At 59.1% G+C, this 24,905-nt stretch carries 20 protein-coding genes; 5 read left to right on the top strand and 15 right to left on the bottom strand.

The features are described 5' to 3' along the window. Positions 1-18: 18 nt before the first annotated feature. Positions 19-2,220 carry a TonB-dependent receptor gene (locus tag RUH75_RS11415; protein WP_313805912.1) on the bottom strand — a complete coding sequence of 734 codons (2,202 nt, stop codon included), beginning with the start codon at positions 2,218-2,220 and terminating at the stop codon, positions 19-21. A gap of 600 nt (positions 2,221-2,820) precedes the next feature. Here RUH75_RS11415 and RUH75_RS11410 point away from each other — a divergent pair. Both RUH75_RS11410 and RUH75_RS11405 read left to right on the top strand, forming a co-directional pair. Beyond that, positions 2,821-3,600, top strand: coding sequence for a crotonase/enoyl-CoA hydratase family protein (locus tag RUH75_RS11410; protein WP_313805910.1), 780 nt, complete (start codon positions 2,821-2,823; stop codon positions 3,598-3,600). A 55-nt stretch (positions 3,601-3,655) separates the two neighbouring features. Then, complete coding sequence (locus RUH75_RS11405; protein ID WP_313805908.1) at positions 3,656-4,102, top strand: MarR family winged helix-turn-helix transcriptional regulator; 447 nt, start codon at positions 3,656-3,658, stop codon at positions 4,100-4,102. Between the two features lie 129 nt (positions 4,103-4,231). Here RUH75_RS11405 and RUH75_RS11400 read toward each other — a convergent pair whose 3' ends face one another. The 11 genes from RUH75_RS11400 to RUH75_RS11350 all read right to left on the bottom strand — a co-directional run bounded on the left by RUH75_RS11400 (position 4,232) and on the right by RUH75_RS11350 (position 15,957). Beyond that, on the bottom strand, positions 4,232-4,933 hold the full coding sequence (locus RUH75_RS11400) for a helix-turn-helix domain-containing protein (RefSeq protein ID WP_313805906.1): 702 nt from the start codon (positions 4,931-4,933) through the stop codon (positions 4,232-4,234). 381 nt (positions 4,934-5,314) lie between these two features. Then, a complete protein-coding gene (locus tag RUH75_RS11395; RefSeq protein WP_313805904.1) occupies positions 5,315-6,814 on the bottom strand; it encodes a CoA-acylating methylmalonate-semialdehyde dehydrogenase in 1,500 nt (499 codons plus the stop codon). Between the two features lie 189 nt (positions 6,815-7,003). Then, a complete protein-coding gene (locus RUH75_RS11390; protein WP_313805902.1) occupies positions 7,004-7,921 on the bottom strand; it encodes a 3-hydroxyacyl-CoA dehydrogenase NAD-binding domain-containing protein in 918 nt (305 codons plus the stop codon). After that, entirely contained in the window at positions 7,893-8,696 is an 804-nt protein-coding gene (locus RUH75_RS11385) for an SDR family NAD(P)-dependent oxidoreductase (protein ID WP_313805900.1), read from the bottom strand. Before RUH75_RS11385 ends, RUH75_RS11390 begins: the two co-directional genes overlap by 29 nt. Continuing rightward, complete coding sequence (locus tag RUH75_RS11380; RefSeq protein ID WP_313805898.1) at positions 8,693-9,031, bottom strand: cupin domain-containing protein; 339 nt, start codon at positions 9,029-9,031, stop codon at positions 8,693-8,695. Before RUH75_RS11380 ends, RUH75_RS11385 begins: the two co-directional genes overlap by 4 nt. Before the next feature lie 10 nt (positions 9,032-9,041). Continuing rightward, positions 9,042-9,845: a cyclase family protein gene (locus RUH75_RS11375; RefSeq protein ID WP_313805896.1), complete on the bottom strand. Its 804-nt coding sequence runs from the start codon at positions 9,843-9,845 to the stop codon at positions 9,042-9,044. A gap of 4 nt (positions 9,846-9,849) precedes the next feature. After that, positions 9,850-10,680 (bottom strand): cyclase family protein, encoded by an 831-nt coding sequence (locus tag RUH75_RS11370; RefSeq protein ID WP_313805894.1) that lies wholly within the window; start codon positions 10,678-10,680, stop codon positions 9,850-9,852. Positions 10,681-10,874: 194 nt separating this feature from the next. Further along, positions 10,875-11,594: a dienelactone hydrolase family protein gene (locus RUH75_RS11365; protein WP_313805892.1), complete on the bottom strand. Its 720-nt coding sequence runs from the start codon at positions 11,592-11,594 to the stop codon at positions 10,875-10,877. Between the two features lie 66 nt (positions 11,595-11,660). Beyond that, positions 11,661-12,956 carry a fumarylacetoacetase gene (fahA, locus tag RUH75_RS11360; protein ID WP_313805890.1) on the bottom strand — a complete coding sequence of 432 codons (1,296 nt, stop codon included), beginning with the start codon at positions 12,954-12,956 and terminating at the stop codon, positions 11,661-11,663. Positions 12,957-12,970: 14 nt separating this feature from the next. After that, on the bottom strand, positions 12,971-13,855 hold the full coding sequence (locus RUH75_RS11355; RefSeq protein ID WP_313805888.1) for a carotenoid biosynthesis protein: 885 nt from the start codon (positions 13,853-13,855) through the stop codon (positions 12,971-12,973). Positions 13,856-13,872: 17 nt separating this feature from the next. After that, positions 13,873-15,957, bottom strand: coding sequence for a PQQ-dependent dehydrogenase, methanol/ethanol family (locus tag RUH75_RS11350; RefSeq protein WP_313805928.1), 2,085 nt, complete (start codon positions 15,955-15,957; stop codon positions 13,873-13,875). 528 nt (positions 15,958-16,485) lie between these two features. Here RUH75_RS11350 and RUH75_RS11345 point away from each other — a divergent pair. Continuing rightward, the gene (locus RUH75_RS11345; protein ID WP_409592348.1) at positions 16,486-17,676 is read left to right on the top strand and encodes an MFS transporter; all 1,191 of its coding nucleotides are present in this window, start codon (positions 16,486-16,488) and stop codon (positions 17,674-17,676) included. A gap of 17 nt (positions 17,677-17,693) precedes the next feature. Here the strand turns inward: RUH75_RS11345 and RUH75_RS11340 are convergent, their stop codons facing one another. Both RUH75_RS11340 and RUH75_RS11335 read right to left on the bottom strand, forming a co-directional pair. After that, positions 17,694-18,665, bottom strand: a complete 972-nt coding sequence (locus RUH75_RS11340) for an alpha/beta hydrolase (protein WP_313805884.1) — start codon at positions 18,663-18,665, stop codon at positions 17,694-17,696. 168 nt (positions 18,666-18,833) lie between these two features. After that, positions 18,834-19,646, bottom strand: coding sequence for a CmcJ/NvfI family oxidoreductase (locus tag RUH75_RS11335; protein WP_313805882.1), 813 nt, complete (start codon positions 19,644-19,646; stop codon positions 18,834-18,836). A 277-nt stretch (positions 19,647-19,923) separates the two neighbouring features. Here RUH75_RS11335 and RUH75_RS11330 point away from each other — a divergent pair, with 277 nt between their 5' ends. After that, positions 19,924-20,721 (top strand): SDR family NAD(P)-dependent oxidoreductase, encoded by a 798-nt coding sequence (locus RUH75_RS11330; protein ID WP_313805880.1) that lies wholly within the window; start codon positions 19,924-19,926, stop codon positions 20,719-20,721. 85 nt (positions 20,722-20,806) lie between these two features. Continuing rightward, positions 20,807-21,883 (top strand): SMP-30/gluconolactonase/LRE family protein, encoded by a 1,077-nt coding sequence (locus tag RUH75_RS11325; RefSeq protein ID WP_313805878.1) that lies wholly within the window; start codon positions 20,807-20,809, stop codon positions 21,881-21,883. Positions 21,884-22,059: 176 nt separating this feature from the next. Here the strand turns inward: RUH75_RS11325 and RUH75_RS11320 are convergent, their stop codons facing one another. Beyond that, complete coding sequence (locus RUH75_RS11320) at positions 22,060-24,198, bottom strand: TonB-dependent receptor domain-containing protein (RefSeq protein ID WP_313805876.1); 2,139 nt, start codon at positions 24,196-24,198, stop codon at positions 22,060-22,062. Between the last annotated feature and the right edge of the window lie 707 nt (positions 24,199-24,905).

The raw sequence follows: 24,905 nt of genomic DNA, 5'->3' as shown, positions 1-24,905 counted from the left end.
TACGGACCATCAATGGCTTCACGGAAATTTATACCCGATCGTCACGCCATAAGTCCTCGGTGCGGCGGGCGATCCGAAATCGGCCAGACCTGGCGACGTGCCCAATTGCTGGTAATAATATTCATTGCTCAAATTCTTGCCCCAGAGACGAAGCGAGAATTGATCCCTGGCATCGGTCCAGCCGATCGAGCCGTTGAACGTGGTATATTTGCGATAGTATAACCTGTTATCGACGGCCGCAGGCGCTCCACCGAAATGATAGGCGCTGCCGGTCAACAGGAAGGTGCCGTTGGCGGTGGGTATTTCATAGCTGAAACCGGCATTGCCGGACAGTTTGGCGGCATTGGGCAAACGGTTGCCCCGCGCGTTGAAGGGAACGGTTCCCGAACCACCCGTGACCGGGTCGCAGAAGAAACCACCAACATCCGGTACATTGGTCGCAAAGGGTCGGCATGAGTTGGGCGCACCCGCAAAATCGCCGATCTTGGTGTCCAATATGCCGACATTGCCAGTCAGCGTCAGCCGCCTTGTCGGCTTGATCTCCAGCTCTATTTCACCGCCCGTCGTTTTGGCGCTCGGTCCGTTGAAAACAAACGCGGCGCCGCCCACATATTTCTGGAACTGGTAATTTTTGAAATCATAGTGGAAAATGGCGGCGTTCAACCTCACGCGCCGATCGAACAACTGAGACTTCACGCCCGCTTCATAGGCATCGATCTCTTCGGGCTGATAAGGCTGGGAAAGACCTGCGGGACCACCTGTCATGCCGTAATTGCCCGATTTCGTGCCGCGATTGTAGGAAACATAGCCCATGATGTCCGGCGCGAACTTATGGTCGAGCGAAAGGCGCCATGTGGGCTTGCCATAATCGAAACTGGCGGTTGTGCCGACCGGACCGAGCGGGATACTGGTGCCACCGATGTAATTCGTGGCGGTGCCTTTGATCTTCTCCCAACTGTACCGGAAACCGGCCGTCAGATTCGTGCCGTCGGTGATCGGATAGGTTCCTTGCGCAAAAAGCGATTTGGATCGGACCTTGGTATTGGCGAACTGGTCCAGTCCGGTCGGCAGCGGCAGGAAGCTACCGCTGTTCTGCGCGAATTGAGAGACATTGCGGTCATAATAATAGCCGCCGACAACCCATTGGAAGCGTGAGTCCGACCGAGAAAGCAGCTGGACTTCCTGAGTGAAGGTCTTGCTGAGTTGATTCACCTGGAGGAAAAACAAATCCGCCGAAGATTGATCGCCATCGACCGTCACATAGCCTGTCGTCTTGTTGTAGGATGTGATGTTCACGAACCGGAACGCATCGAAATCCTGATCGACATGCAGCGCAACGGCCTTGACCTCATTTCGTGAGATGGATTTGTGATCCGACCATGTGTTGAAATCGCCAGGATAGGTTTGCCCAAGAAGCGTTTGAGAACCCGCGATGTTCTGACTGTTGATGCCGGGATTGACACTATGCTGATAGCTTCCCGAAAGCTTGATCGTTGTCCGATCGGTCGGCGTGAACATGAACTTGCCCCGCACGCCATAGTTGCGGGTATTGCGGGTCGGCGTGCCGTCGATCAAATTGGCGCCCCAGCCCTCGTTCTGATCGAGATAGCTTCCCGACAGGTTAAAGGCCAAAGTGTCGGACACGGGAACCGAAAGATAGGCGTTCGCCGTCACGGTTTCGTAATTCGCGTAGCCAAAGTCGAACGCGCTTTCGAGCTTGTCCGAAGGATCCTTCGTGATGACCTGAATGACGCCCCCGGTCGCATTGCGTCCGAACAGCGTGCCTTGCGGACCTTTCAACACCTCGATCCGCTCGATATTGTTGAATTCGAAGAAATTGCCGTATGCTGCCGGCTGATACACGCCATCCAGATAGATGGCGACGGAGGATTCCGCGTTGGCATCACCGATTGTGGACCCGATCCCCCGCAGAAAGGGGGTCGCGCTGTTGGCGGTTCGCGCAACGACCAGCGAGGGCACGGAAGCCTGAATTGTCGCAGTGCCCGTAATCCCGGCAGCCAGCGCCTGATCGCCCGTCAAGGCGCTGACCGCGATCGGCACGTCCTGAAGGCGTTCCGAGCGACGTTGCGCGGTGACTACGATGTCCTGAAGTTGCCCATCCGAGGCGCCTTGATCCGCCTGTTGCGCCCACGCCACAGCGGGAGACAGCCCCAACATCATCACCGCGCCAGAAAACAATAAGGTCGTCCTGTACAGCATCTTCCCCTCCTTCTTCGCCAGATCTTTTGCCAGGCTAACAACATCCTAACGGCAACAGCGGCACCCACGCCGGCGCCGCATTTCCATCATCGGTTCACCGCGAATCTCTTTGGTCGCCTTGAACCATCGGACATCCGAGCTTCCTCTCCAACGCCGACCGCGCAGGACAGGATGGTGAACTGACACACCTGATTCATCCATTATTGATTTTGAGTCAATATATAAATTGATTCAAAATCAATAAGGCTGCGGCCAGGTTATCGGTGACAGCGATTTGGGACCGGATGGGCACATCGACCATCTCTATTGCTGTCGCGATATGGTTGGGGCTGATGGACGGGAAGCCCCCTCCCCAGTCGGACCAGCACGAGCCATGAGGACAGCCGAGCGCCAAGCATCGAGCACAGCCGCCAATTGCAAGTCACTTATAAAATATCATAATTTGTGATAAGGGCTCCGTTGATAACCGCCAACGGGACGGAAAATTCCGCGGGCTTGACAAAATGCTTCTACACTATAAGTATATCAGGGAGCCTTTGGATAGGGAGCGATCGCCATCGCGATCGTGGATTTCATCAGATCGAACGGGAGGTCATGGTCGTGAACGAAGCTGTCGTACGTAAGGAAATTCGAGGCAGCGTCGCGATCGTCACGCTAAACCGGCCGACGAAACGGAATGCGCTGTCGAAGCAACTCTTCATCGAACTGAAGGCAGCCTTCAGCTCTTTCCCTTCATCGGTCCGTGCCGTCATCTTCACCGGCGAAGGCAAGCATTTTTGCGCTGGCCTCGATCTCTCGGAGCATCGCCATCACGAACCTTTCGAGGCGACCCTCTATTCCCGCTGGGGACATGAGATCGTCAACGCCATCCGCTATTGCGGCCTGCCGGTGATCAGCGCGCTGCACGGCGCCGTCATAGGCGGCGGTTTCGAGATGATCAGCGCGACGCATATTCGCATCGCGGACGAAACGGCCTTTTATCAACTGCCTGAAGGTCGTCGCGGGATTTTCGTCGGCGGTGGCGGAACCGTATTCATCTCCCGCATCATCGGGCCGGACCGCATGACCGAAATGATGCTCACCGGGCGGAAATTCGATGCGCAGGAGGGTCATCATCTCGGTCTATCGCACTATCTCGTCCCGGAAGGCCAAGCGCTGGAGAAGGCCCTGGAGCTTGCCGAACAGGTCGCCGGCAACGCCGTCATTTCCAATTATCTCATGCTGAACGCCATCGGCCACATCAGCCAGATGCCCGCGGAAACGGGTCTGTTCACCGAGGCTGTGGCTCAGGCTCTCGTCATGACAAGCTCCGATGCGGTCACCGGCATTGACGAATTCCTCGTCAAGAAGCAGGACTTCAACTTCAAGGCAGCAGAATGAAGGCAAATGCGTGACTGAGATCTCTACGCCCCCAAATTCCCGGTCCAACCAACAGTTGGCGGCGGACGAGAAGCTCGATCTTTCGATGCTGGAAGACACGCTCGGTTTTCTCGTTCGAACGCTACAGGTTCGCAGTTTTCGTGCTTTCGATGAAGCGTTTGGCGACCAGGGTTTGACCCCCGCCCGCCACGCCCTTCTCACCATCGTTGCTGCCAATCCCGGCGTCAGACAGGTCAGGATCGCTACCATATTGGGCTTGCACGAACCCAATATGACCAAGCTGGTCAAGGAGATCGAGGGCCTCGAACTCATCGAGCGCACGCGCAGCACCAAAGACGCACGTGCTTTGCGCCTGACGCTTACCAAGCGTGGCAAGGCGCTGATGGCGAGCATTGAGGAGCAATCCCGCCAGGTCGACCGGCAGATCATCAGCACATTGGATGATGACGAGACGGAATTGCTTTTGAGGCTCCTGCGCAAGGCGGTCGCCTCCGTCTATTGACGTCATCGCCGCCAGAGCATCGTGCGCAAAAGTGGGAACCGGTTTTGCGCTTAAAACGATGCGATAACAAAGAACTGGAGCGCGCGCCCTGCGTCCGATTAAACGCAGTGGGCTCGAGCTGCGCAGCCCTCATGCCGGCGAGGCGTCGGCCTTGGCGGGATGCGTTTCAAGGGTGAACATCCAGTCGATGTCCGGCGCTGGATAAGCCGGAAGTTTGGTGCTTGATATCTGTAGCGCCCTCTCAGGCTCGACGCCCATGAGACGCATGATCGCCGCTGCGATTTCCTTTTCGGTTCCCGGGGGACGATCACCGACCACAACATCATGAATGCCGCCAACCATCACCCAAACGGCCAAGTCCCAGGTCAATGGAATCTGGTCTTCCGAAAGCTGGCAAATGCCGCGGCGAACAGCTTCGCGCATATCGCGCATGCCAAAGGGGCCGAATCCCTTCCGCATGCGATCCAGAAGCAAATCGGGACGCAAAGCCCACCATTGCCAGAGCGGGTCCGCGATCACTGTCGTCAACATCAAGCGGATTGACACAGGGATGACAAGCGCGGGGTCCCGTCGGCCCAATCCCCGCGTCGCCTCCACGCTGCGGCGTCCAAAGTCATTGATCAGGCAATCCAGAACCATGCTGGCCAATTGGTCCTTGGACTCGAAATAATTGTAGAAGGTTCCGAAGCCAACATCGGCCAGATCAGTGATATCTTTGATCTTCGATGCATCGATGCCCTGCTCCGACATGACGCGATAGGCCGCTTCCAGAAGTTGGGCTCGCGTCTGCCTGCGCTTGCGGGCCAATCGGCCGCCGTCTTCAGCGGGCATGGGCCGTAAGACCGAATTCCTGTGTGCCCACGATGATTTCTTCCTTTGCTTCCCAGTGCCGCGAATGGACGCAACCTTTCGTGGCGGCCATCCCGATCCCAATTGTGACACCGATTCGATTATGATGCCATACCTCTATTGCGGCCCACCCGGGGGGCTGTCGCGGCAGGGAAAAGGCGCTGACCGACGAGAAAATCGCCGAATGGAAACAACGGATCGCCGATGGCAAACCAACGGCCACCATCACACGCGACCTGGATATCAGCCGGGCAGCCTGAAGATGCACCTGCGGAGACGCGGACCTATCCGCAGGTCCATAAAAGAAGCACCGTCGCGCCTGGGCGCGACGGTGCATAGCGTCATCAAACGGGCGAGAGCGCGCTACGACATGGTCGGGATGACAAAGCTCTGGTCGATGACGCTGCCGCCCTGTGGCCAGCGCTGCGTCACGGTCTTCACCTGCGTGTAAAAGCGGACTCCGTCCGTGCCATATTGATTGAGATCACCGAACCCGGACCGCTTCCAGCCACCGAAGCTGTGGTACGCTACGGGAACCGGAATAGGAACATTGATCCCGACCATGCCCACTTGAACAGCGCTCGCGAACTGGCGCGCCGCATCTCCGTTCCGCGTGAAAATCGCGACGCCATTGCCATAGGCATGGCTCGACGGATAGCTGATCGCCTCCTTGAAGGAACTCGCCCTCAGAATCTGAAGAACCGGGCCGAAAATCTCATCGCGGTAGCTCTGCATATCCGGGCGAACATGATCGAGAAGCGTCGGACCCAGGAAATAGCCTTCTTCATGACCCTGAAGCGTCAGGCCGCGCCCATCCACGACCAATTCGGACCCTTCATCGACAGCAAGCTGAATATAGGCTTCGACCCGCGCCTTGTGCTGCGCACTGACCACCGGCCCGTAATGCGCATCGGGATCCGTGGGAACCCCGACACGCAGATCGCCGATCGCCGCCACCAGCTTCTGACGCAGAGCAACAGCCGTCGCCTCTCCCACCGGAGAGACGACTGGCAATGCCATGCAGCGCTCGCCAGCGGAGCCATAAGCGGCGCCGACGATGTCAGCCACAGCCTGATCGAGATCGGCATCGGGCATGACGATGGCGTGGTTCTTCGCACCGCCCATGCACTGCATCCGCTTGCCGTTGGCAGCGCCCCGTCCATAGACATATTGCGCAATGTCGGACGAGCCGACGAAGCTGACCGCCTTGATATCGGGATGGTCCAGAATGGCGTCGACGATTTCCTTATCGCCATGGACCACATTGAGGATGCCCTTGGGCAGTCCGGCCTCAAGCGCCAATTCGGCCAACCTGACCGGCGCCGAGGGATTCCGTTCGGAGGGCTTGAGGATGAAGGCGTTTCCGCAAGCGATCGCCGGCGCGAGCATCCACAACGGAATCATCGCGGGGAAATTGAAGGGCGTGATGCCCGCAACCACGCCAAGCGGTTGCCGCAGCGAGTAAACGTCGATCCCAGGTCCCGCGCCTTCGGTATGCTCGCCTTTCAGTAGATGCGGAAGCCCGCACATGAACTCGACGACCTCCAGCCCACGCTGAATGTCACCCTTGGCGTCCGCAATGACCTTGCCATGCTCAAGCGCGATCATTTCGGCGAGTTCATTCATGTTCGCTTCGATCGCTTCCTTGAAGCGGAACATCACGCGCGCGCGCCGCTGAGGATTGACCGAGGCCCATGCGGGCTGCGCCGCCAGGGCGTTTGCAACTGCCTGATCGAGAAGCGAGCCATTCGCAAGCTCGACACGAGCCTGCACATGCCCAAGCGACGGATTGAAGACGTCACCAGTGCGCAAACCGGTCGACGCCACGGCGCCACCGTTGATGAAATTGGCAATCATCTTCATGATACACTCCCGTAGAATAGGTGGGCCTGGCGTCCTGCCGGCCCGTTTCTTGCGTGGTTTTCGCGAGGTAGCCGATCAAAATGCCGACGCGCTCAATGCTTTGATTTCATGGATTTAAGCGCCATTCCAATGCCGGGACCAAGCACCCAGGGCGGCAAGACGCATAACTTATCAAGTCTAATCTTCAAATCAGGGGCGAGACAGCAGCGCCCGATCAAGACGTGTCACCAACTCCTCACGCTGCTCAGGTGTATAGGTGCGAAAACCTTCGCCTACGGCGGCGCCGGTCTTACCCGCTGCGACCTTCTCCACCAGCAGCCGCTGGGGCTCGCGGGAGCAGTCAAGGTCCGAAAGAATGACGCGATGAATATCGAGCGTGAGGTTGAGTCCGACCAGATCGGATTGCTCCAGTGTCCCCATGATCCCCAACCGCGCGCCAAAGCTGTTGCGGATCACGAAATCGACCGTCTCGGCATCGCAGACGCCATTCTGGACGAGCGCGATCGCCTCGCGCTTCAGCGCGTGCTGCATCCGATTGCCGATAAAGCCCACCACGTCCTTGCGGACATGCACCGGCAACTGCCCCGCCTGCGCCAGAAGCTTCATGGTCGTCTCGACCGTCGCGATCGCCGTGCGCTCCGTCTGGACCACCTCGACAAGCTTGACGCTATAAGGTGGGTTCCAGAAATGCGTGCCGACCACGCGCGTACCGTCGCGAACCGGCTTTCCGATCTCGGTGACCGGGATGACCGATGTGTTCGTCGCCAGGATGGCGTCGCCCCGGCAGTATGTATCCAGGGCGGCGAAGATTTCCTGCTTCAGCTCAAGCTTTTCCGGCGCGGCCTCAATGACCAGCCTCGCGTCCCTGACGCCATCGGCGATGGAGGCAACGGCCTCGACATTGGCGACCAGTTCCACGGACTGCCCGCGGCGCTCGGTAAGCGCCCGCAGCGCATCGCCGATAGCTGCGCGCGCGGTTTCACCTGGTTCGATCAACGTCACCGCATGACCGGCCGCCGCGAAAATCTGGCCTATGGCCAGCCCCATCCGGCCCGCGCCTATAATTGCGACCGGCCAATCAGCCGGCCGTAAAACCGCCGTCGACATACATCACCTGTCCTGTGCAGAAGTTGGAGGCGGGCGCCAAAAGATAGAGAGCCATGCCGACGAGGTCCTCGACCTCGCCAAGGCGTCCGAGCGGGATGCGCGACAGCGAACGCGCCTTGGTCGCCTGGCCAAGCTCGTCGTCGCCGAACATCCAGGCCGTCAGGTTCGAACGGAAGACCGTCGGCGCGATCGCGTTGACGGTGATCCCATATTTACCCCATTCGGTGGCCAGAACCCGGGTAAGCGCATCGGTCGCCCCCTTCGATGTGCAATAGGCCGTGTAGCCGGATACATTGCCGTGGCGACCCCGCACCGACGACATGAGCAGCATCTTGCCCTTGATCTCATTCTCGATCCAATAGGCGCCGACCGCCTTTGCGAGGAACCAGGCGCCGCGGACGTTCGCATCCATGACTTCCTGCCACTGTTCATAGGGCATGTCCTGGATGAAACCGGCCTTGTTGTAGCCGGACGCGACAACAAGCTGATCGACCCGGCCGAAGGCTTCGAGGCCCACGGTGAGCATCTGCTCCACCTCCTCGAAACTGTCCGGCCGCGCATGCACGGTGGCAACCTCGGCCCCTAGGGCGCGCGCCTCTTCAGCCACGTCCTCGAGAGCGTCGCGCGAACCGGCGGCGAGCACAAGCCGCCCCCCTAGGGCGGCAAGGGCCAGCGCGGTGGCCCGGCCGAACGCCCCGGTCGCGCCCGTAATGAGGGCGGTTTTCCCCGACACATCGAACATCGACAGGGGATCGCGCAATTGTTCGGAAATCATGCGTTGGCCTCATTCTTCGCGAGGACGACGACCATCGTCGCGACCTCATTGCTCCGGTTTTCGATGGATCGTGCTTCGCCCGCGGCCAGCCAGACACTATCGTTCACCGACAACGTCACCTCCCGATCATCGGTGACGATGGTGATCTCCCCCGCCAGGACAAAATAGAATTTCTCGAGAGGCGACACGGATCGCTCCGCTCCTCCGCCCGGGAGGAAATGCGAGAGGCCGCAGGTCAGAAGGCCGGTTTGATTGGCTGCTCCCCCATGGAGTTGCAAGCCCGTCATGTTGAAATGCGCCTTCGCCTCATAGGGCTTGGCGTCGGCAAAAGGCATCACATGCATGTCATTCGCCGCTTTCGATACGGAACTTCTGCTCGGGATCGATGATCGCGACAACGCGGATCACGCACCCGTCGCCCTCCGGCCAACGCCAGGGATAGGCCATGAAGGTGCACCGCTTGCCGGTGACCAGATCAAGATCGCCCCCAATATTCTCGATCCCAGGGACGCCGTTCAACAGCAGGGTCTTGTGCGACGGCTCCCATAGCGGGAAATCTTCCATCACATCGCAGCCGGTCTGCGCCTTATACTCGTCCATCAACCAGGGCTGCGAGGGACCGGTGCCGTGATCGATGAGCTTGGTGCCCAGCGGATGGTCCAGCGCCTGGACATCGATCCCCACCAGCTTGACGCCGCGATCGACCAGCCACTGGGCCGCGTCAATGTAGAGGCCGGGCGAGTAGGCGTAATAATCGTCATTATCGCCCAGATTGTGATGGCTGCCTGTGTTGATCATCACGATGTCGCCCGGCTCGATCCGCGGGGTCGCGGCCTCCAGGTCCTCCGGCGTGATGACTTCCCACCGCCCCTTCGGGATGGACACGGCTACGCCTGTGCCGAAGAAGCGCCAGGATTCGAAATCGGTCAGCGTCCCCGTATTCTCGGTTACGTGAATCGGAGCATCCATATGGGTGCTGCGATGCATGATGCCTTCCATCTGCTGGACGTAGATTCCATCCTTCGCGAGGAACTTCAGCGTCCGGAATTCAAGGTTCGCGCTCGATGGCCATTGCGGAATGCCGTGCCCCCAGGGATTGGACAGGTCGTAATAGCGCAGACCGTTGGCGCCGATGATTTCTCCAGACATGTTCTCAACCCTCCTTGGCGAGCGCGGCGCCGGGCTCGATGCGGTAGGTTCCCGCTCGATCGACGATGCCCATGAGGCGGACGATGCATCCGTCCCCTCGCTCGAACCGCCACGGCATCGCGTGGAATGTCGCGCGCTTGCCAGCGAGCGCCTGCAACTGACCGCCGACATTTTCGACAGTCGGGATGCCACTGCGCAGCAGAAGCCGGTGCGCGGGCATCCAGTCGGGAAACTCGGTGCGCGGATCTCGTCCCGTCGTATCCTGATAGAATTTGGGAAGACGCCGCATGAGCGGCCCGCCGCGATGCAGCGCCAGTGACGTCGCCATCGGATGGTCGACCGCCGCCGTGTCGACGCCGACCAGCTTGACCTTGCGATCGACAAGCCATTGGGCCGCATCGAGCGAAAGGCCGGGCGCTTCACCGAAATATTCCAGGCTGTCGGAGTATTTCTTATGCCAGCCGGTGCAGATGAGCACGATGTCGTCGGGCTGTACCCTTGCTCCGGCCTTGTCGAGGTCGGCTGCCGTCACATATTCCCATCGGGCCTTCGGCACGTCGATCACGATGCCGTTGCCGAAGAAATGCTCGATGGAAAGGCTGGCAACGTCGGCGCCCCTCTGGATCATGTTGATCGGCGCATTGACATGCGTCGAGGTCTGCATGTTGCCGGTGATATGCTGACTGAGCACGCCATCGCGCGCATGATAAACACCGCGCTTGATCACGATATCGTTGTCGCCGGGCCAGACGGGCGTCCCATGCCCCCAAATCTGGCTCAGTTCGTAAAATTCCAGTCCTGTCCCCGGCTCTTTTACCGGCGCTTCGATTGTCATCGATCTTCTCCAAATCCGTGAAGCATTCTAATTGCGCGCAATTTTCCCGCCCAATCAAAAGTACGCGCGCTGCAATGCCGAATACTGATGGCCCGGATGCATGAGGCCTTGCGGTCTTTATCGAGCGGCGTTGTCCGCTGCTCGAACGATAATTTCGACTGAGACTGCGGAAGAAGATGCTGTTCCGTCGCGCCTCAAATCTCCGCCTGGAAGACTTCGCGCAAAAGCGAGGACATCGCATTCCAGGATCGGTGGTCGGCGACCGCATCATAGCGCGCGAAGTTCGGTTGCCCGATCACTTTGTCGCACCGCCGGTCGGTGAAGGTATGATAGACCCCGCCATAGACGTGGAGCTGCCAGTCCACATTCGCGGCGCGCATTTCCGCTTCGAAGGCAGTCCGTTGCTCGGCGGGAATGGCGGGATCTTCGCTGCCGATGCACGCCAATATCTTTCCCGTCACGCGCGATGCGCCGTCAGGGTTATTCGTGGTCAGGCCGCTATGGAACCCTATGCTCGCGGCAAGCGGCGCGCCACGACGCGCCATTTCGAACGCCAAGGTGCCGCCATAGCAGAAACCGACCGCCGCGATCCGGTCTGCATCGACGCCGTCGATATTCCGTAGGCAAGCGAGGGCCGCATCCGCGCGGCCCAAAGGCAGATCGGGCTCAGCGTAAAAACGATCCAGTTCCGCCATCGCGTCAGGGAAATCCAGCAACCGCGCCGAACCGTGAAGATCAGCAGCCATCGCGACATAACCCAGTCCCGCCAGGCGCTCGGCACGCTCGTGCGCATGCTCGCCCAGTCCGAAGATATCAGGGAATACCAGAATTGCGGGCGCGTTGCGAGTGCCAGACGGCCGATAAACCGTGCCTTGCATCGGCACGTCCGCATCATAGTTGATCGTTTCGTCCATTTTTATCTCCTCTCTGGTGATATCCCGCGACGCCAAGCCTCTTCGGCAAGCTCGCGAGGTCACAGGTCACGACATTGGTGAAGCCGCCAGGATCGTCGCCCGGCATTCGCCGAAGCCGATCGTTGCAAACCCATCGCGTATGCACCGTCCCGTCATGATGACCTCGTCCCCGTCCTCAAGAAAGGTGCGCCGCTCTCCATTTGCCAGGCCAATCGGATCGGCACCTCCCGCGGTCATCTCCATCAGGCTACCGAAGCCCGATGTTTCCGCCGACGATATCGTTCCGGTCCCGAGAAGGTCCCCCGGCTCAAGATTGCAACCGTTGGAGCTGTGATGGGCAATGAGTTGGGCAGGCGTCCAATAAAGGTTGAGGGCCGATGTACTGCCGATCCGCTCGGGCGCCAGTCCTGCCTTACGCATTCGCCCGGTCAAAAGAGCGACATCGATGTCGATCGACAATGCTCCATTTTCCTGATCGGCTTGGTCGAGAAGATAGGGCAGCAGAGGCGGATCATCGCTCCCGCGGCTAGTATGTGCCGTGCGAAACGGCGCCAGGGCCTCGGTCGTTACGAGCCAGGGCGACACGGTCGATGAGAAATTCTTGGCCAGGAATGGACCGAGCGGTTGATATTCCCATGCCTGCACATCGCGCGTCGACCAGTCGTTCAGCAAGGTGACGCCCGCAATATGCTCGCCGGCATCGGCAATGGAGATGGGCTTGCCGAGCGGATTGCCCTCCCCCACCCACAGACCGAGTTCAACCTCGAAATCGAGCCGCCCGGTCGGGCCGAAGCGCGGCAGTGGCTCATCCGGCATCTTCAATTGGCCGTACGGCCGACGAACCGTCGATCCGGACGGCCGGATGGAAGACGTCCGTCCATGATAGCCGATTGGAACATGCTTGTAGTTCGGCAGCAACGGGTTGTCGGGCCGGAACAGCCGCCCGACATTCGTCGCATGAATGATGCCCGCATAAAAATCGGTATAGCCTCCAATATCAGCTGGAAGCATCATTATGCAGTCGTCGCGACGATGGAGCATTGGCTCAAGCAATGCCTGATGCGGGCTGCCCGCACGCAGCAGATCGAACAGCAGTGCCCGCAAATGTCTCCGCACGCTCGCCGGTTGCGAGAGAAGCGCGTTGAGAGACGGTTCGAGCAAAACCGAAGTCATCGGCATCGAGATTTCGGAACCGACCTGCGAGAGATCGAGAATATGATCTCCGATCGCGACACCACATCGCGGCCGGTCACTCCCGCGTCGGAAAACACCAAGCGGCAAATTCTGTAATGGGAACTGCGAATGTCCGCATGCCGAAGGAATCCAGCTGCGCGCTGACACATCATGCGTATTGTCGATCATATCACATTGTCGGCTCATGCGTTTACCCTGTTCGCATATTGGTGAACGCCTTCATCCAGGAATAAGCGCGCCGCTCCGACCAGACCTGCAAAAACGAGCGTGAAAAGGCTCCCGGCAAGCGACGCCTCATAAATGTCGGCAATGACGAAGATATTGTGACCCAAGGCCGTTGTGCCGGACGGGGCGGAAGCCCAGTAAATCGGATATTGGATAGCGATTGCAATCCAGATCAGGCACGGAAGCAGCCAGTAACGGCGCGCTTTGCTAGCTTCCATTGCGCGGAACCGGCTTTCCGCAAAGCCCAGCGGTTGAAAGATCACCCAGCCTACGAACACCCACCCCAGATAGTTGGACAGCGGGACCCCAAACTGGCCGCCCGGCTCGACAAAGGCCCAGCGGCCATGCAAGGTCGAACCGATCGGATCGAAGGGATAATCGAAACCGGCGAGGATGATCGCGGCGACGATGGGAACCACAAAGCGTCCGGCTCCCGTGAGCCGCGCGGGCCGTGTCAGCATGATCGCCCGCCCTATGATCCACGCATACCAGGCATAGACCGCGTATATGAAGATAGCCGGTACGGTGACCCCCAGGATTTTCGGTCCCACGCTCGTATGGATGTAATGTCCAAAGGGAAAACCGAAGTCGATGCTGGAAGCCTCGAAAACAAAGCCTGCGCCGATCGCGATCGCGAGATAGAAGACCACGCCTCGCCATCCATAGAGAATGGAACAGTGAACGATGGCCAGAACCAATAAAATCAACGGCGCCACCATCGCCGCGCCGACCGCAAAACCGCCAAGCAGCGACGCCAGGTAGGTCAGAAGCCAAAGCCCCCCGAGCGCCCAGCAAACGACCAATCGCGTCGATCCGGCATCGCCACTTTTGATGCTAGTCATATGAGTCTTCCCCATGATTATCTGGACTGCCGGGCAGCGTAGTGGCGCAAAGCTTGCAGTTCCGCGTCGGAAAGCTGAAACGCCGGCATGCCCTGCTCCTTGAGCATTCCTTTGCGCACGATTTCGGCAAAGGTGCCCGCATCGTCGATCGCCGGCGACTGGCGCAAGTCGGGCGCCGCCCCTGCCGCGGCCATATTAAGGCCATGACACATGCGGCATTTGGCCGAATAAATGCCTTCCCCCGCCTGCGCGAGGGCAGGGTCCATCACCAGCGTCGGGCGATAAGCAGCCGCGCCATTCGCCGATGTCGCCGGAAGCACCTTCTTGCCATCAAGCGCGAAGGTCAGAACCCGTCGCACCTGCTTGCGATAATCCCAGATCGGCACCCCACCCAGACCGGGGAAAAGACCAGCACCGCCGCTCACGCCGGAAATGACGGTTACAAATTGACGGCCATTGACAAGATAGGTGATCGGCTGCGCGACGACGCCATTCTGTGCGTCGAAGCTCCAAAGCTCCTTCCCGCTATCGGCCGCATAAGCGACCAGCCTGCCCTTCATATTGCCCTGGAAAACGAGATTGCCGCCGGTCGCGGCGACGCCGCCATTGAGCGGCGCTCCGAGCGGCACCGACCACACGCGCCGCTGACGCACGGGATCCCAGGCCTGGAGATGGCCGAAGCTTGCTCCAGGCGGTGGCGCCGCTCCGCCAAATTTGACCGGATTGAACGACCCATCGAGCGCATAGTCACCCGGCCGTTTCCAGTTCCGATGGTCGATGCCGCGGTCGTCGTACGATCCGGGAAGCTCCGACGTCGGAATATAGACCAGCCCGGTTTTTGGGCTGAAGGCCATGGGCTGCCAGCTATGCGCGCCGACCGCTCCGCTCGGCCATATCTTCGTTGTCCCCTGCGGAAAGCGCGCTTCCGGATTTTCCACCGGACGGCCCGACGCAATATCGATGCGGCTGGCCCAGGTCACTTTGGCAAAGGGTTCGGCAGAGATCAGCTTACCCGTATCCCTGTCGATGACATAGAAGAAACCGTTCTTCGGCGCATGCAACATCACCTTGCGCGACTTCCCCCCAATGTTGAGGGTTGCGAGCGTGATGTCCATCGCGGCGTTATAATCCCAGGTTTCTCCGGGATTGACCTGATAGTGCCAGATATATTTGCCCGTCTTCGCGTCGAGCGCCACGATCGAGCAAAGAAACAGATTGTCGCCCCCGTCAGGACTGCGCACCTTAATATTCCAGGGAGAGCCGTTGCCGGTGCCGATATAGATTCGGTCAAGCTCATGATCATAGGTGATGGCGTTCCAGACGGTGCCGCCGCCGCCTTTCTTCCACTCCTCTCCCGTCCAGCTCTTCGCCGCCATTTCCATGGCCTTGTTTTCGAAGCCCTTTGCAGGATTTCCCGGCACCGTATAGAAGCGCCACAACTGCTTGCCCGTTTCGGCATCGTAAGTCGTCACATACCCGCGCACAGCGCTGTAGTCGGCACCGGCATTGCCGATGATGACTTTGCCGGCGAACACACGCGGCGCGCCGGTAATGACGAGGCCATCGCCAGCCTGTGTCGTCTGAGCCGTCCAAACGGGCTTCCCGGTCTTGGCGTCGACCGCGATCAGCCGCCCATCCTGTGTTCCGGTATAAATCTTGCCGTTCCAATAGGCGATCCCGCGAATGCCCCACCCCAATCGCAATTTCGGGCCAGCGACCTCCGCCACCTGGGGATCATATTCCCAAAGGGGCTCACCCGTATCAGCCTTCACGGCGTTCAGTTTGGAAAGGCCACTGGCGAAGAAAAGCACGCCATCGACAGCAAGCGGAGCCGACACGGTGCCGATCTGGGTCGGAAGATCCATTGACCATTCCAATCCAAGCTTCGCGACATTTTCAGAGTTCACCTGATCGAGTGGACTGAAATGACTTTCGTCATAGGTTCGCCCATAGCCTGGCCAATTCGCGCCCTGCTCAATGCTCTTGAACGCCGAATCATCCACCGCCGGTTGCCCGGCCCGATCGGAAGAGCATCCCGCAACAAGCGCGAGCGCAGCAAGGCACGAAAGCCAGGAGGCGGAGGAACGACGCGTAACACGCAATGACGCCTGCCGCGCATGCGTCACGCTTCCGTCACCAGAAAGCAAAATCCGGGCACAATCGGTCACACCCACCCCTCCACACTTCTTGGACTCGTTCGACGTTCAGCCCGCGAAGGACTGTCAGCATCGCGCCATCATGCGATTGCTCTATATAATTATATATGATAAGCATTGATTTGAAGCTGTCAATCAGGGATCGCCAAACGCTCCACCTGAGGAACCGGACGAAATCAAAGCATTGCAAGAGCGGGCGACCGCGCAGTCCGACAGAACTGATGGAAAATGAACGGCGAACAAGCGGCCGTAAATGGTTTCACCAGCCGCGATGGCTCGCGGCGCGAAGGAGGGATGTAGCATGGGGCATTCATTGCCGGTTGACCGATTGGCCTGGGGAAACACCCGCCATATTCCTGCCGCCGTTCCGGCCCATTCCTCGGAAAAAGATGAGTTTCTTGGATGATCGCCACATCACGCAGCACGCGAGTAACATATCCTTATGCGATTGCGGCGATCGTCTTTGCCGCACTTTTGCTCGACGGGCTGGACATCCAGATACTCGCCCTGGTCACGCCGCAAATCCTGTCGGACTGGAACATCACTGCGGCGGCTTTCGGACCGGCGCTGGGGGCCGTCGTTCTGGGCACGGCGTTTGGCGCCGGAGTCGGAGGATGGCTCGGCGATCGCTTCGGACACCGGCAGATGCTCGTCTGGACAATGGTGGTCTGCGGCATTGCGACCGCGGCTTCGGCGTTGACGGTCGACGTGACCTCCCTGACAATAACGCGATTGTTCAGCGGCCTTGCAGTCGGCGCCGCGACCCCCAACGCGCTGGCATATGTCGTCAACTGGTTGCCGGAACGCAGCCGCGCAGGCTTCAGCGCGCTGGCGAGCGCCTATTCCCCCGCCGGCGGTGTCATCGGCAGCGTGCTCGTCGTTCTGGTGCTCCCGACCTATGGCTGGAAAGGATGTTTCATCATCACTGGCGCCGGGACATTGGCGATGGCTATCGCCATGACGATCCTCTTGCCACGGAGAAAGGACATCGAGGCGCATTCGTCCCTGGAATCCGCCGAGCTTGCAATGCGCGAGGCGAAACGGAACCCGACCACACTTTTCAGCCGCGCCCATCTGAGGATCAACATCGGGGCGCCTTTGGCATTCTTCTCGCTGGCTTTTCTCTCCTACTCCTTCCTCGCATGGATTCCAGTGCTGATGTCCAATGCGGGCATGACGGCCACTCAGGCCGTGACGGCGAGCCTCGCATTCAACATCATGGCCCTGATCAGTCCTTTCATCGCGGGACGATTGATCGCGTGGCAAGGAACGCGGCGCCTCATGCTCTTTGCGGCGGCTGCCGGTATCGCCTTGACCATCCTGACAGCCTTGGCCGTCGCCTCCCACACCGCGTCCCCAAGCCCCGTGATGCGGATTGTGGTTTTCTGCGGCACCGGCGGTATCGGCGCGATCACCGCCCTGCTGACGGCCAACATCTATGCGTTACTCACATGCGGATATCCGGAGGAATGCCGGGCCAAGGGAATCGGCCTGGGCATGATGATCGGCAGGATTGGCGGTTTCTCGGCGATTGTCGCCGGTGGCTGGCTGCTCGGCTCGAAAGATGGAGCCAGCAGCCTCTTTTTACTGGCCGGGATCGGTCTGATCATCGTCGCCGCCTGCGCGCTGCTCATCGATCGGCATGTGCTCCCGGCCGCCAGATGATGCCATCTTGCTCGAAATCACTCCAGCTCTTCACGCACCTCGTTCAGAAAATCCAGGAGCGCCCGGGTGACCTCCCATGGACGCTCCTGTTGAATCCAATGTCCCGCGCCCGGCAGGATCGTTTCGCGCCGCATGTCCGATAAGCTTCCACGCTGACGGTCGAGAACATGGGCATACATGTCGAGGAGTATTTCCTTGTCGCCACAAAGGAAGCCCGACGGCTGACGGATGATCCCATCACCATAAGCCTGCATGTCGACATAATCGGCTTCGAAAGTCCGATACCAGCAGAGCGGCGCGAAGAACCCGCCTTTCTCATAAGCATCGGCATAGGTGTCGAGCGCGTCGTCGGACATGAACGACAGCGGCCCGGGAGGAGGAGGCGTAAGAGCTTTCAAAAGAGGGTCGTCAATCGGCCTCTCGCGCGTCCAGTCGAATTTCGGCGCGGCGCCCGACAAGGAGTAGAATATCCTCTTCAGTGAATCGCGCGCATCGACTTCAAGCTCCGCTTCGGCAACTCCAACCTTTTGAAAATAGCGCATGTAGAAGAAGCGATTGGGATAGCGGATGTCGAACGTATCGACCACCGGCATCGGCGGCACGCCCAAATAGGGGACGCTGAGCGAAAACACCGCGGCCACGCGATCGGGAAAGCGCAGCGCGGTTCGCCAGGCCACCATCGAACCCGCACCATGGCCGATCGAAACCCATTTTTCGTGACCAAGCGCATCGGCAATCGCGGCCATGTCGTCGGCAGCGATGTCGAACCTGTATGAAAGAATATTATCAGGCTTGGATGACTTGCCAAAGCCACGCAAATCCGGCGTTGCTACGGTAAAGCCCGCCTCAGCAAGGGGCAAGACCTGATCTCTCCACGAAAGTCCGAGTTCCGGCCAGCCATGTATCAGGTTCACGAGCGGCCCCGATCCCGTAACCCGGGTCGAAATCCGGCATCCTTGCGACTCGATTTCCCTGACTTCGTCCAACATATGCTCTCCCACCTCCTTGACGTGCAGAAGTCACCGGAGCCAGCCGGCAAGATCGACGGCTCCCCTTTTGCGAAAATAGGGCGGCCTCACCTCAAGCGATGGCTGCCGCGCCTTGACGGCTGGTTGGCAGAAACTGGCGAATCCGCGACCATTATCGCCATAAGAACCCTAGTCGAAAAAGGCGAAGAACCGTGATTCCACGCTTGATCGAGGCTTTGCAGCAGGCACTATCGGCAGGTCTATCGCGCTATGAAGCGACTGCGCGTAACGCGACTCATCGCTGTCGTGCCCTTTGAAGACGATAAGCTCGTCGGGCATGAGATTCGAAAAATAATACCAACGCTGATGTTCATCCCAGAGGCTGAAATCACTTTCCCATTTGTTCGCAGGCTTGTCTTCCTCGCCCCCGACCACCGAATCAAAAACGATCAACCTGCTGTCGTCGATGGTGGAAGCGTCACAGAAGACCAGCGTGTTGTCGACCGGCGGAGGCGTGAGGCTCCGCCATGTCTGGAAAATGCAGAAGCGCGGAAAACGCGAATAATCCTCGCCACGCAGATCGCCTTCCCATTTCCGCCATATGGCCGCATAGGGGCGCGTATAATCGGCGTGAACCAAGGCAGCCGGCGGCGATGCGCCTTCCCTGTTGGCGGCATCGGCGAAGCGCAGCTTCAGCCCGTTGATCTGCGAAACCACCAGAGCCGCACCGGTCACCTCTTTGATGAGGGCGCCCACGGCATCATTGTAGGCCTGCTCATTCGCTTTGATCCATTCCGGATCGGCACTCGGCGTGGGATGATCAAAAAGAGCGAACCCTTCATGATCGAGCGAAAGCTCCGAACATATGGGGCGAGCATCATGAATCCGAAGCTTGTGCGGCTGAAAGTTGACGTTGGTCTTGCTCACGTCGTGCCGGTCGTATCGAGCACGCCCTTCAATCGGACCGCTGAAATTCAATTCGCCAACAAAATCTCCCGGCATCTCTTATCTCTCCTGTCTGTAAACCGGCGACCTGCCATGCTCCAACCGGCAGAGCAGTCCCGGCCCCTGACAACCAAGCAATATGAACGACGGCCGGCGAGTTGATTGCATCCTGCGCTCCGCGGCCTGTTGACATAATGCTTCTAGATTATAAGTATATGGGCGTCAAGAGAATGCCCCGGGCCGCGCTCACCTGGATGATGGGGCAGGCACATAAGTTCGAGCGCGCATCGCACAACTGCAATGGCCATACAGCATTAACCGGGGAGATTTTCAGATGTCGGCAACCCATGATGGCGCACAGTGGGACTATAAGGGCAAATCCGCCCTTGTCGTCGGCGGAACATCGGGAATCGGCCTTGCAATCGCAAAACGTCTTCTCGAAGCGGGTGCGAAGGTCGCCGTGGCCGCCCGCCGCGCGGACGAACTCGAAGCCTTTACCGCAGGTGGCGGCGATGCTGCGATTGGCGTGGAAACGGACATCACGGATTCCGTGCAAGTGGCCCGAATGGTGGATCGCACGGTCGACGCTTTTGGAAAACTCGACGTGGCTTTCAACGTGGCAGGCATATTCCGCCGTGGACCCATTGTCAGTCTGACGGAGGAAGACTGGGACGCCGTTCACGCGACCAATCTGCGCGCGGCCTTCGTCTGCCTCAAGCATCAGGCCGTCCAGATGATCAAACAGGGCAATGGCGGCGCGATCGTCAACGTCACGTCCGTCAGCGCACATATTCCCGGAAAGGGCGCGGCTGTCTATACGAGCGCGAAAGCCGGACTCGACATGCTCACGCGAAACGCGGCGCTGGAGCTCGCTGAACATCGCATCAGAGTCAATGCGCTTGCTCCCGGTCTGGTTGAGACGCCGGCAGTCGAGCTTGTCCTGACCACTCCCGCCATTCTCAAGGCGTATAAGGATCGTATTCCTCTGGATCGCCCGGCGAATGTGGCCGAAATGACAGGCCCGGCGCTCTTTCTGGGAAGCGACGAGGCATCCTATATCACCGGCGCGACATTGGTGGCGGACGGCGGATGGAGCCAGACAGGCTATCCCGATCCGCGATCATTTGCATGATGACATTTCCGAGTGCCGACCTGATCGAGAGTGCCATGACCGCAGATCACACGCATCGCATATCGCCATCAAATGGAGAGTGATAGTGTCTTCCACCTGCGCGAACGGTCTGATGAGGCGGGGGTTTCTAGAACGATCAGCGGCGCTGGTGGGATTTGCGCTCGTCAGGCCCGCGGTCGCAGCGGAGGCAAATGGCCTTGTTGCCTCGATCGAGCGCGCGGATAGCGCTCTCGACCGGCTACTGGACCGCCAGCCGCGGCTAGAACGGCTTTATAGCGGCGCTGGCTTTCTGGAGGCGCCTCTATGGGTTCCGGATGAGCGGGGCGGCTATCTGGCATTCTCCGATATCGCGCACAATCTGATTGGAAGGATAGACGACACCGGCACAATGCGGCCAGTTCTCGCGCCGGTCTTTCGGGGTGACGATGTGACGCGTATTCCCATCTTCAAGAAAGGCGACGACTATCTGCCGATGGCGGGTCCCAACGGCATGGCACTTGATCCAAACGGGCGGATTGTCTTCTGCGGGTTCGCCGGCTCCCGCCGGATTCTCCGGCTGGAGCCAGATGGTAACATGGCGGTCCTTGCCGACCGTTTTGAAGGCCGCAGGTTCAACACGACCAATGACCTGGCGTTTGCATCGGATGGCTCGCTCTATTTCACCGACACGGACATGCGGCCGGCGATGGTCCGCGAGGCGGATATTGCCAGACCCGACGCCCCGGATGCGGGAATTCCTCACAGCGGCATTTACCGCCTGAAGAACGGTCGTATCGAACTGATGGACAGGACTGCCGAGTTTCCGAACGGGGTCGCCCTCTCGCCGGATGGTTTGGTCGCCTATGTGACAGAGACTTTCCGCCGACGCATCCTGAAATATCGGATTTCCACCGACGGCAGGTTCGGGGCACCCAATATTTTTCACGACATGAGCAGCAGCACTCTTCCTGGCTTCGCTGATGGGCTCAAGGTCGACAGCGAAGGGAATGTCTACAGCACCGGTCCCGGCGGCGTCTGGATTTTCAACGCGGACGGCGTTCACCTCGGGACAATCCGCGTGCCGGAGTTCGTCACCAACATCGCCTTTGGCGGCCCGGTCGGTAAAAGCCTCTATCTATCAGGACTATCAAACCTCTATCGCATGCCATTGTTGCACGCCTGAGTTCAAAATCATGATCTGCCGAGCTTCTGCGACCATTCGGATTGCAGGGACGAGAGTATGGAAATGGCACGCTCGACCGCCACTTTCGGCCGAGCGTGCTGCTGATCGCACGGGTCCGGCATGCGCGGGGACATGGCTGCCCCCTTGCTGCCGAACCATGGTCCGATCACCCCCAATCAGAAAGCGTAACCGAGCGTTACACCATAGGTACGCGGAGGACCGAGTGCCTCACGCTGCATTCCGAACGGACCGAAACCCTGAATGCCGCCGTTGGTCGTATATTCCTTGTCGGTGATGTTATTGGCCCAGACCGAGAAGGTCAGTTGATCGTCCGTCACCAACCGCACGCTGGCGTTCACCAGACTATAAGCCTTCTGGCGGATGACATTGTCGGGATCCCAGAAGAAACCGCCATTGTGATAGAAGGTGACATTGAAGCCGAGCTTGTTGCTGCCCAGTTCGGCTTCATAATCGGCCGAGGCCGTGACGAGATGCTCCGGGTTGAGCAGAAGCCGATTTCCGGTCGCCGAGCCGATCAGCGAATTATAACCGCCGGCCGCGCGCGGCGTGAAGATGTTGGCGGCAGGAAAATCAAGATATTTCGCTGTAGGAACCCATTGGTAAGACCCCGTCAGGGTCAGGCGGTCGACCGGACGCAGCTGCAAATCAGCCTCAAGGCCATATTGCTTGGCATTGCCGCTGTTGAGGACAGCGATCTGCCCATCGCGACTGGCAAAAACCTGGATATTTTTAAAGTCATAATAATAGGCGGCCAAGTTGAGCCGCGCCCGCTTGTCGAGAAAATCGGTTTTCAGGCCAATTTCATAGGAATCGAGCACTTCCGGCGAAAAAGCCGGAAGCGTGATGTTGTTCGAATTATAGCCGCCGCTCCGAAAACCACGATTGTAGGAGATATAACCCAGCACATCGTCCGAGATTTCATAGTCGAGCGCCAGTCGCCAGGTCGCCTTCCCAAATCGGGTCGCCCGATCCGGCACGATTTGGGTAGCGCTCGTGCCATTGACGAAGGTGAGCGTCTGGGAAACCCCCACAAGCGAACGCTTCTCGCTCGTGTAGCGGATGCCCGCCGTCGCCTTGAGCCGGTCGGTGATCGCAGCAGTCGCCTGCGCGAAACCCGAGATCGAATTCGTCTTCGATTTATCCAGCAATTGGAGATGCACCGCATTGGCCAGTGGACCAGCGGCCGGAATGCCGGCCCCCATGAAATACTGGTTGAACGAATCATATTCGTTCGACCCGTTGAAATAATAGCCCCCAAGAACCCACGTGAAAGGCCCCCCGCTTGGGGAGAGCAGCTGCACTTCCTGGCTGAACTGCGAGTCATTCTGGCGGAAAGCAATGTAGCGGGCGTTGACCGCCGTATAGTCGCCGTCGAAGGTGATGTCGGTCCTGCCCTCGCGCTTCGCCGTGATGCTCACGAGCTGAAGCGAGCCGATGTCCTGCTCGATCTTCAGGCTGAAACCACCTTCGCGGTGACGGATGAGTGGATCCCTGCCTTCAATGTCGCGCGGACGGCCACCGAAATTGGGCGCGAAGGGCGGGACCGTCGATTCACCGACCGGAACGCGCGAGGCATTGTTGCTGTTCTCCTGATCGACATAGTCGAGGATGAGACGAACCTTCGTTCCGTCGGCCGGCGTGAAGACCCATTTGGACCGCACGCCGAAGTCGTGATTGACCCTGAGTACATCGTTGCCGGTCGTCCGGTTCAGGCCATAGCCTTTGCCCATCGTCTGATAAGACAGCGCCAGGTCGGCCGCGACATCATCAGCCAACCCGCCGCCGACATAACTGGCGACGCGAACCGTTTCGTAATTGCCATAGCTCAGATCGATCTTGGCCGACAAATCCTGACCAGGCTCACGCGTCGTGATCTGCATGAGGCCAGCGGTTGCATTGCGACCGAACAGCGTACCCTGCGGCCCTTTGAGTGCGGCGATCTGCGCGACATTGTTGAAGCTCATCAATCCCGAAAGCTGACTGGCATAATAGACGTCATCGACATAAAGGGCGACGGGCGCTTCAAAGCCAGGCGAAGCCGCCCTGGACGCCACCCCTCGAATGGTGGGCAGCGCGAAGCCGTTCCCGGCTTTGAAGTCGACGCCGGGAAGCGCGACCATGAGGTTCGAAACATTGGTCACACCGCTCGCAGCCATAGTGTCGGCATTCACCGCGGAAATTGCGATCGGGACGTCCTGAAGATTCTCCGCGCGCTTCTGCGCCGTGACCACGATGTCGTTGAGGCCATAGTCGGCGGTGCCGGTCGAGCTGCCGTCTTGAGCGAAGGCCGGCATACTGATGGCTAAAGCGATGCTGATCACGCTCGCACGGGTTTTCATTGATAGATGCATTTGCCCCTCCCTGGAAATGAACGATCGAAGGCTCGCAGGAGGGTATTGCCGCCGGACGCGCCCCTATCGCCGCGCAACCGGAGTTGCGAGGAAGGAAGACGTCGGGCGCCTTTGGCTCTCTCCTGTCGAGATCAAACTCTCTTGATTTTTTGATTCTTTCACACATATGATTTCGTGTCAATATAGACTGCTCATCACTATTTTGGCGCGGCCATGAAGCTGCATTCCGTCACCGCCTTCGGCGCGCCAAATCCGGCGTTGGTCAGGAGACGGAAAGTCCGGCGGACGAGTCCCGAGAGGGATTCGACGAGCCTTTCCGTGTCGGATTCGTTACAATAAATATTATATTTCAATTACTTAAATAATTCGGCCAAGCACCCTCAGCGTTCAGGCAGCATGGATACTCGCTTGACAATATAATTATATTCAATAAGCTTATCGCCGTCAACCAGTCTCACCGGAGAGGTTTGATGGCCTTCGAACGTACAAGTGGCACCTTAATCGGACCGGCGGCCCTGGTTCCTCTTGTCCCATGCCTGCCGATCCCCACCAACACTGTGCCGGGAAGCAGTATCGGAACCAGCCGCCTGCCTCACTGATACAGACCGGTCGGCGCGCGCCCTCAAGAGGCGCCGCGCCTGCACCGACAC

Source organism: Sphingobium sp. (assembly GCF_032153725.1).
In the GTDB taxonomy this organism is placed as follows: Bacteria; Pseudomonadota; Alphaproteobacteria; order Sphingomonadales; family Sphingomonadaceae; genus Sphingobium.
This window is presented reverse-complemented; position numbering and strand designations above follow the sequence as displayed.

What these genes read in the sequence shown, in the direction of transcription:
- RUH75_RS11390 (WP_313805902.1), bottom strand. Translation starts at nt 7,921, where the DNA reads ATGTCGACGGCGGTTTTACGGCCGGCTGATTGGCCGGTCGCAATTATA.
- RUH75_RS11375 (WP_313805896.1), bottom strand. Translation starts at nt 9,845, where the DNA reads ATGTCTGGAGAAATCATCGGCGCCAACGGTCTGCGCTATTACGACCTG.
- RUH75_RS11400 (WP_313805906.1), bottom strand. Translation starts at nt 4,933, where the DNA reads ATGCCCGCTGAAGACGGCGGCCGATTGGCCCGCAAGCGCAGGCAGACG.
- RUH75_RS11380 (WP_313805898.1), bottom strand. Translation starts at nt 9,031, where the DNA reads ATGCCTTTTGCCGACGCCAAGCCCTATGAGGCGAAGGCGCATTTCAAC.
- RUH75_RS11340 (WP_313805884.1), bottom strand. Translation starts at nt 18,665, where the DNA reads ATGTTGGACGAAGTCAGGGAAATCGAGTCGCAAGGATGCCGGATTTCG.
- RUH75_RS11365 (WP_313805892.1), bottom strand. Translation starts at nt 11,594, where the DNA reads ATGGACGAAACGATCAACTATGATGCGGACGTGCCGATGCAAGGCACG.
- RUH75_RS11320 (WP_313805876.1), bottom strand. Translation starts at nt 24,198, where the DNA reads ATGCCGGCCTTCGCTCAAGACGGCAGCTCGACCGGCACCGCCGACTAT.
- RUH75_RS11335 (WP_313805882.1), bottom strand. Translation starts at nt 19,646, where the DNA reads ATGCCGGGAGATTTTGTTGGCGAATTGAATTTCAGCGGTCCGATTGAA.
- RUH75_RS11370 (WP_313805894.1), bottom strand. Translation starts at nt 10,680, where the DNA reads ATGACAATCGAAGCGCCGGTAAAAGAGCCGGGGACAGGACTGGAATTT.
- RUH75_RS11395 (WP_313805904.1), bottom strand. Translation starts at nt 6,814, where the DNA reads ATGAAGATGATTGCCAATTTCATCAACGGTGGCGCCGTGGCGTCGACC.
- RUH75_RS11415 (WP_313805912.1), bottom strand. Translation starts at nt 2,220, where the DNA reads ATGCTGTACAGGACGACCTTATTGTTTTCTGGCGCGGTGATGATGTTG.
- fahA (WP_313805890.1), bottom strand. Translation starts at nt 12,956, where the DNA reads ATGATCGACAATACGCATGATGTGTCAGCGCGCAGCTGGATTCCTTCG.
- RUH75_RS11330 (WP_313805880.1), top strand. Translation starts at nt 19,924, where the DNA reads ATGTCGGCAACCCATGATGGCGCACAGTGGGACTATAAGGGCAAATCC.
- RUH75_RS11355 (WP_313805888.1), bottom strand. Translation starts at nt 13,855, where the DNA reads ATGACTAGCATCAAAAGTGGCGATGCCGGATCGACGCGATTGGTCGTT.
- RUH75_RS11385 (WP_313805900.1), bottom strand. Translation starts at nt 8,696, where the DNA reads ATGATTTCCGAACAATTGCGCGATCCCCTGTCGATGTTCGATGTGTCG.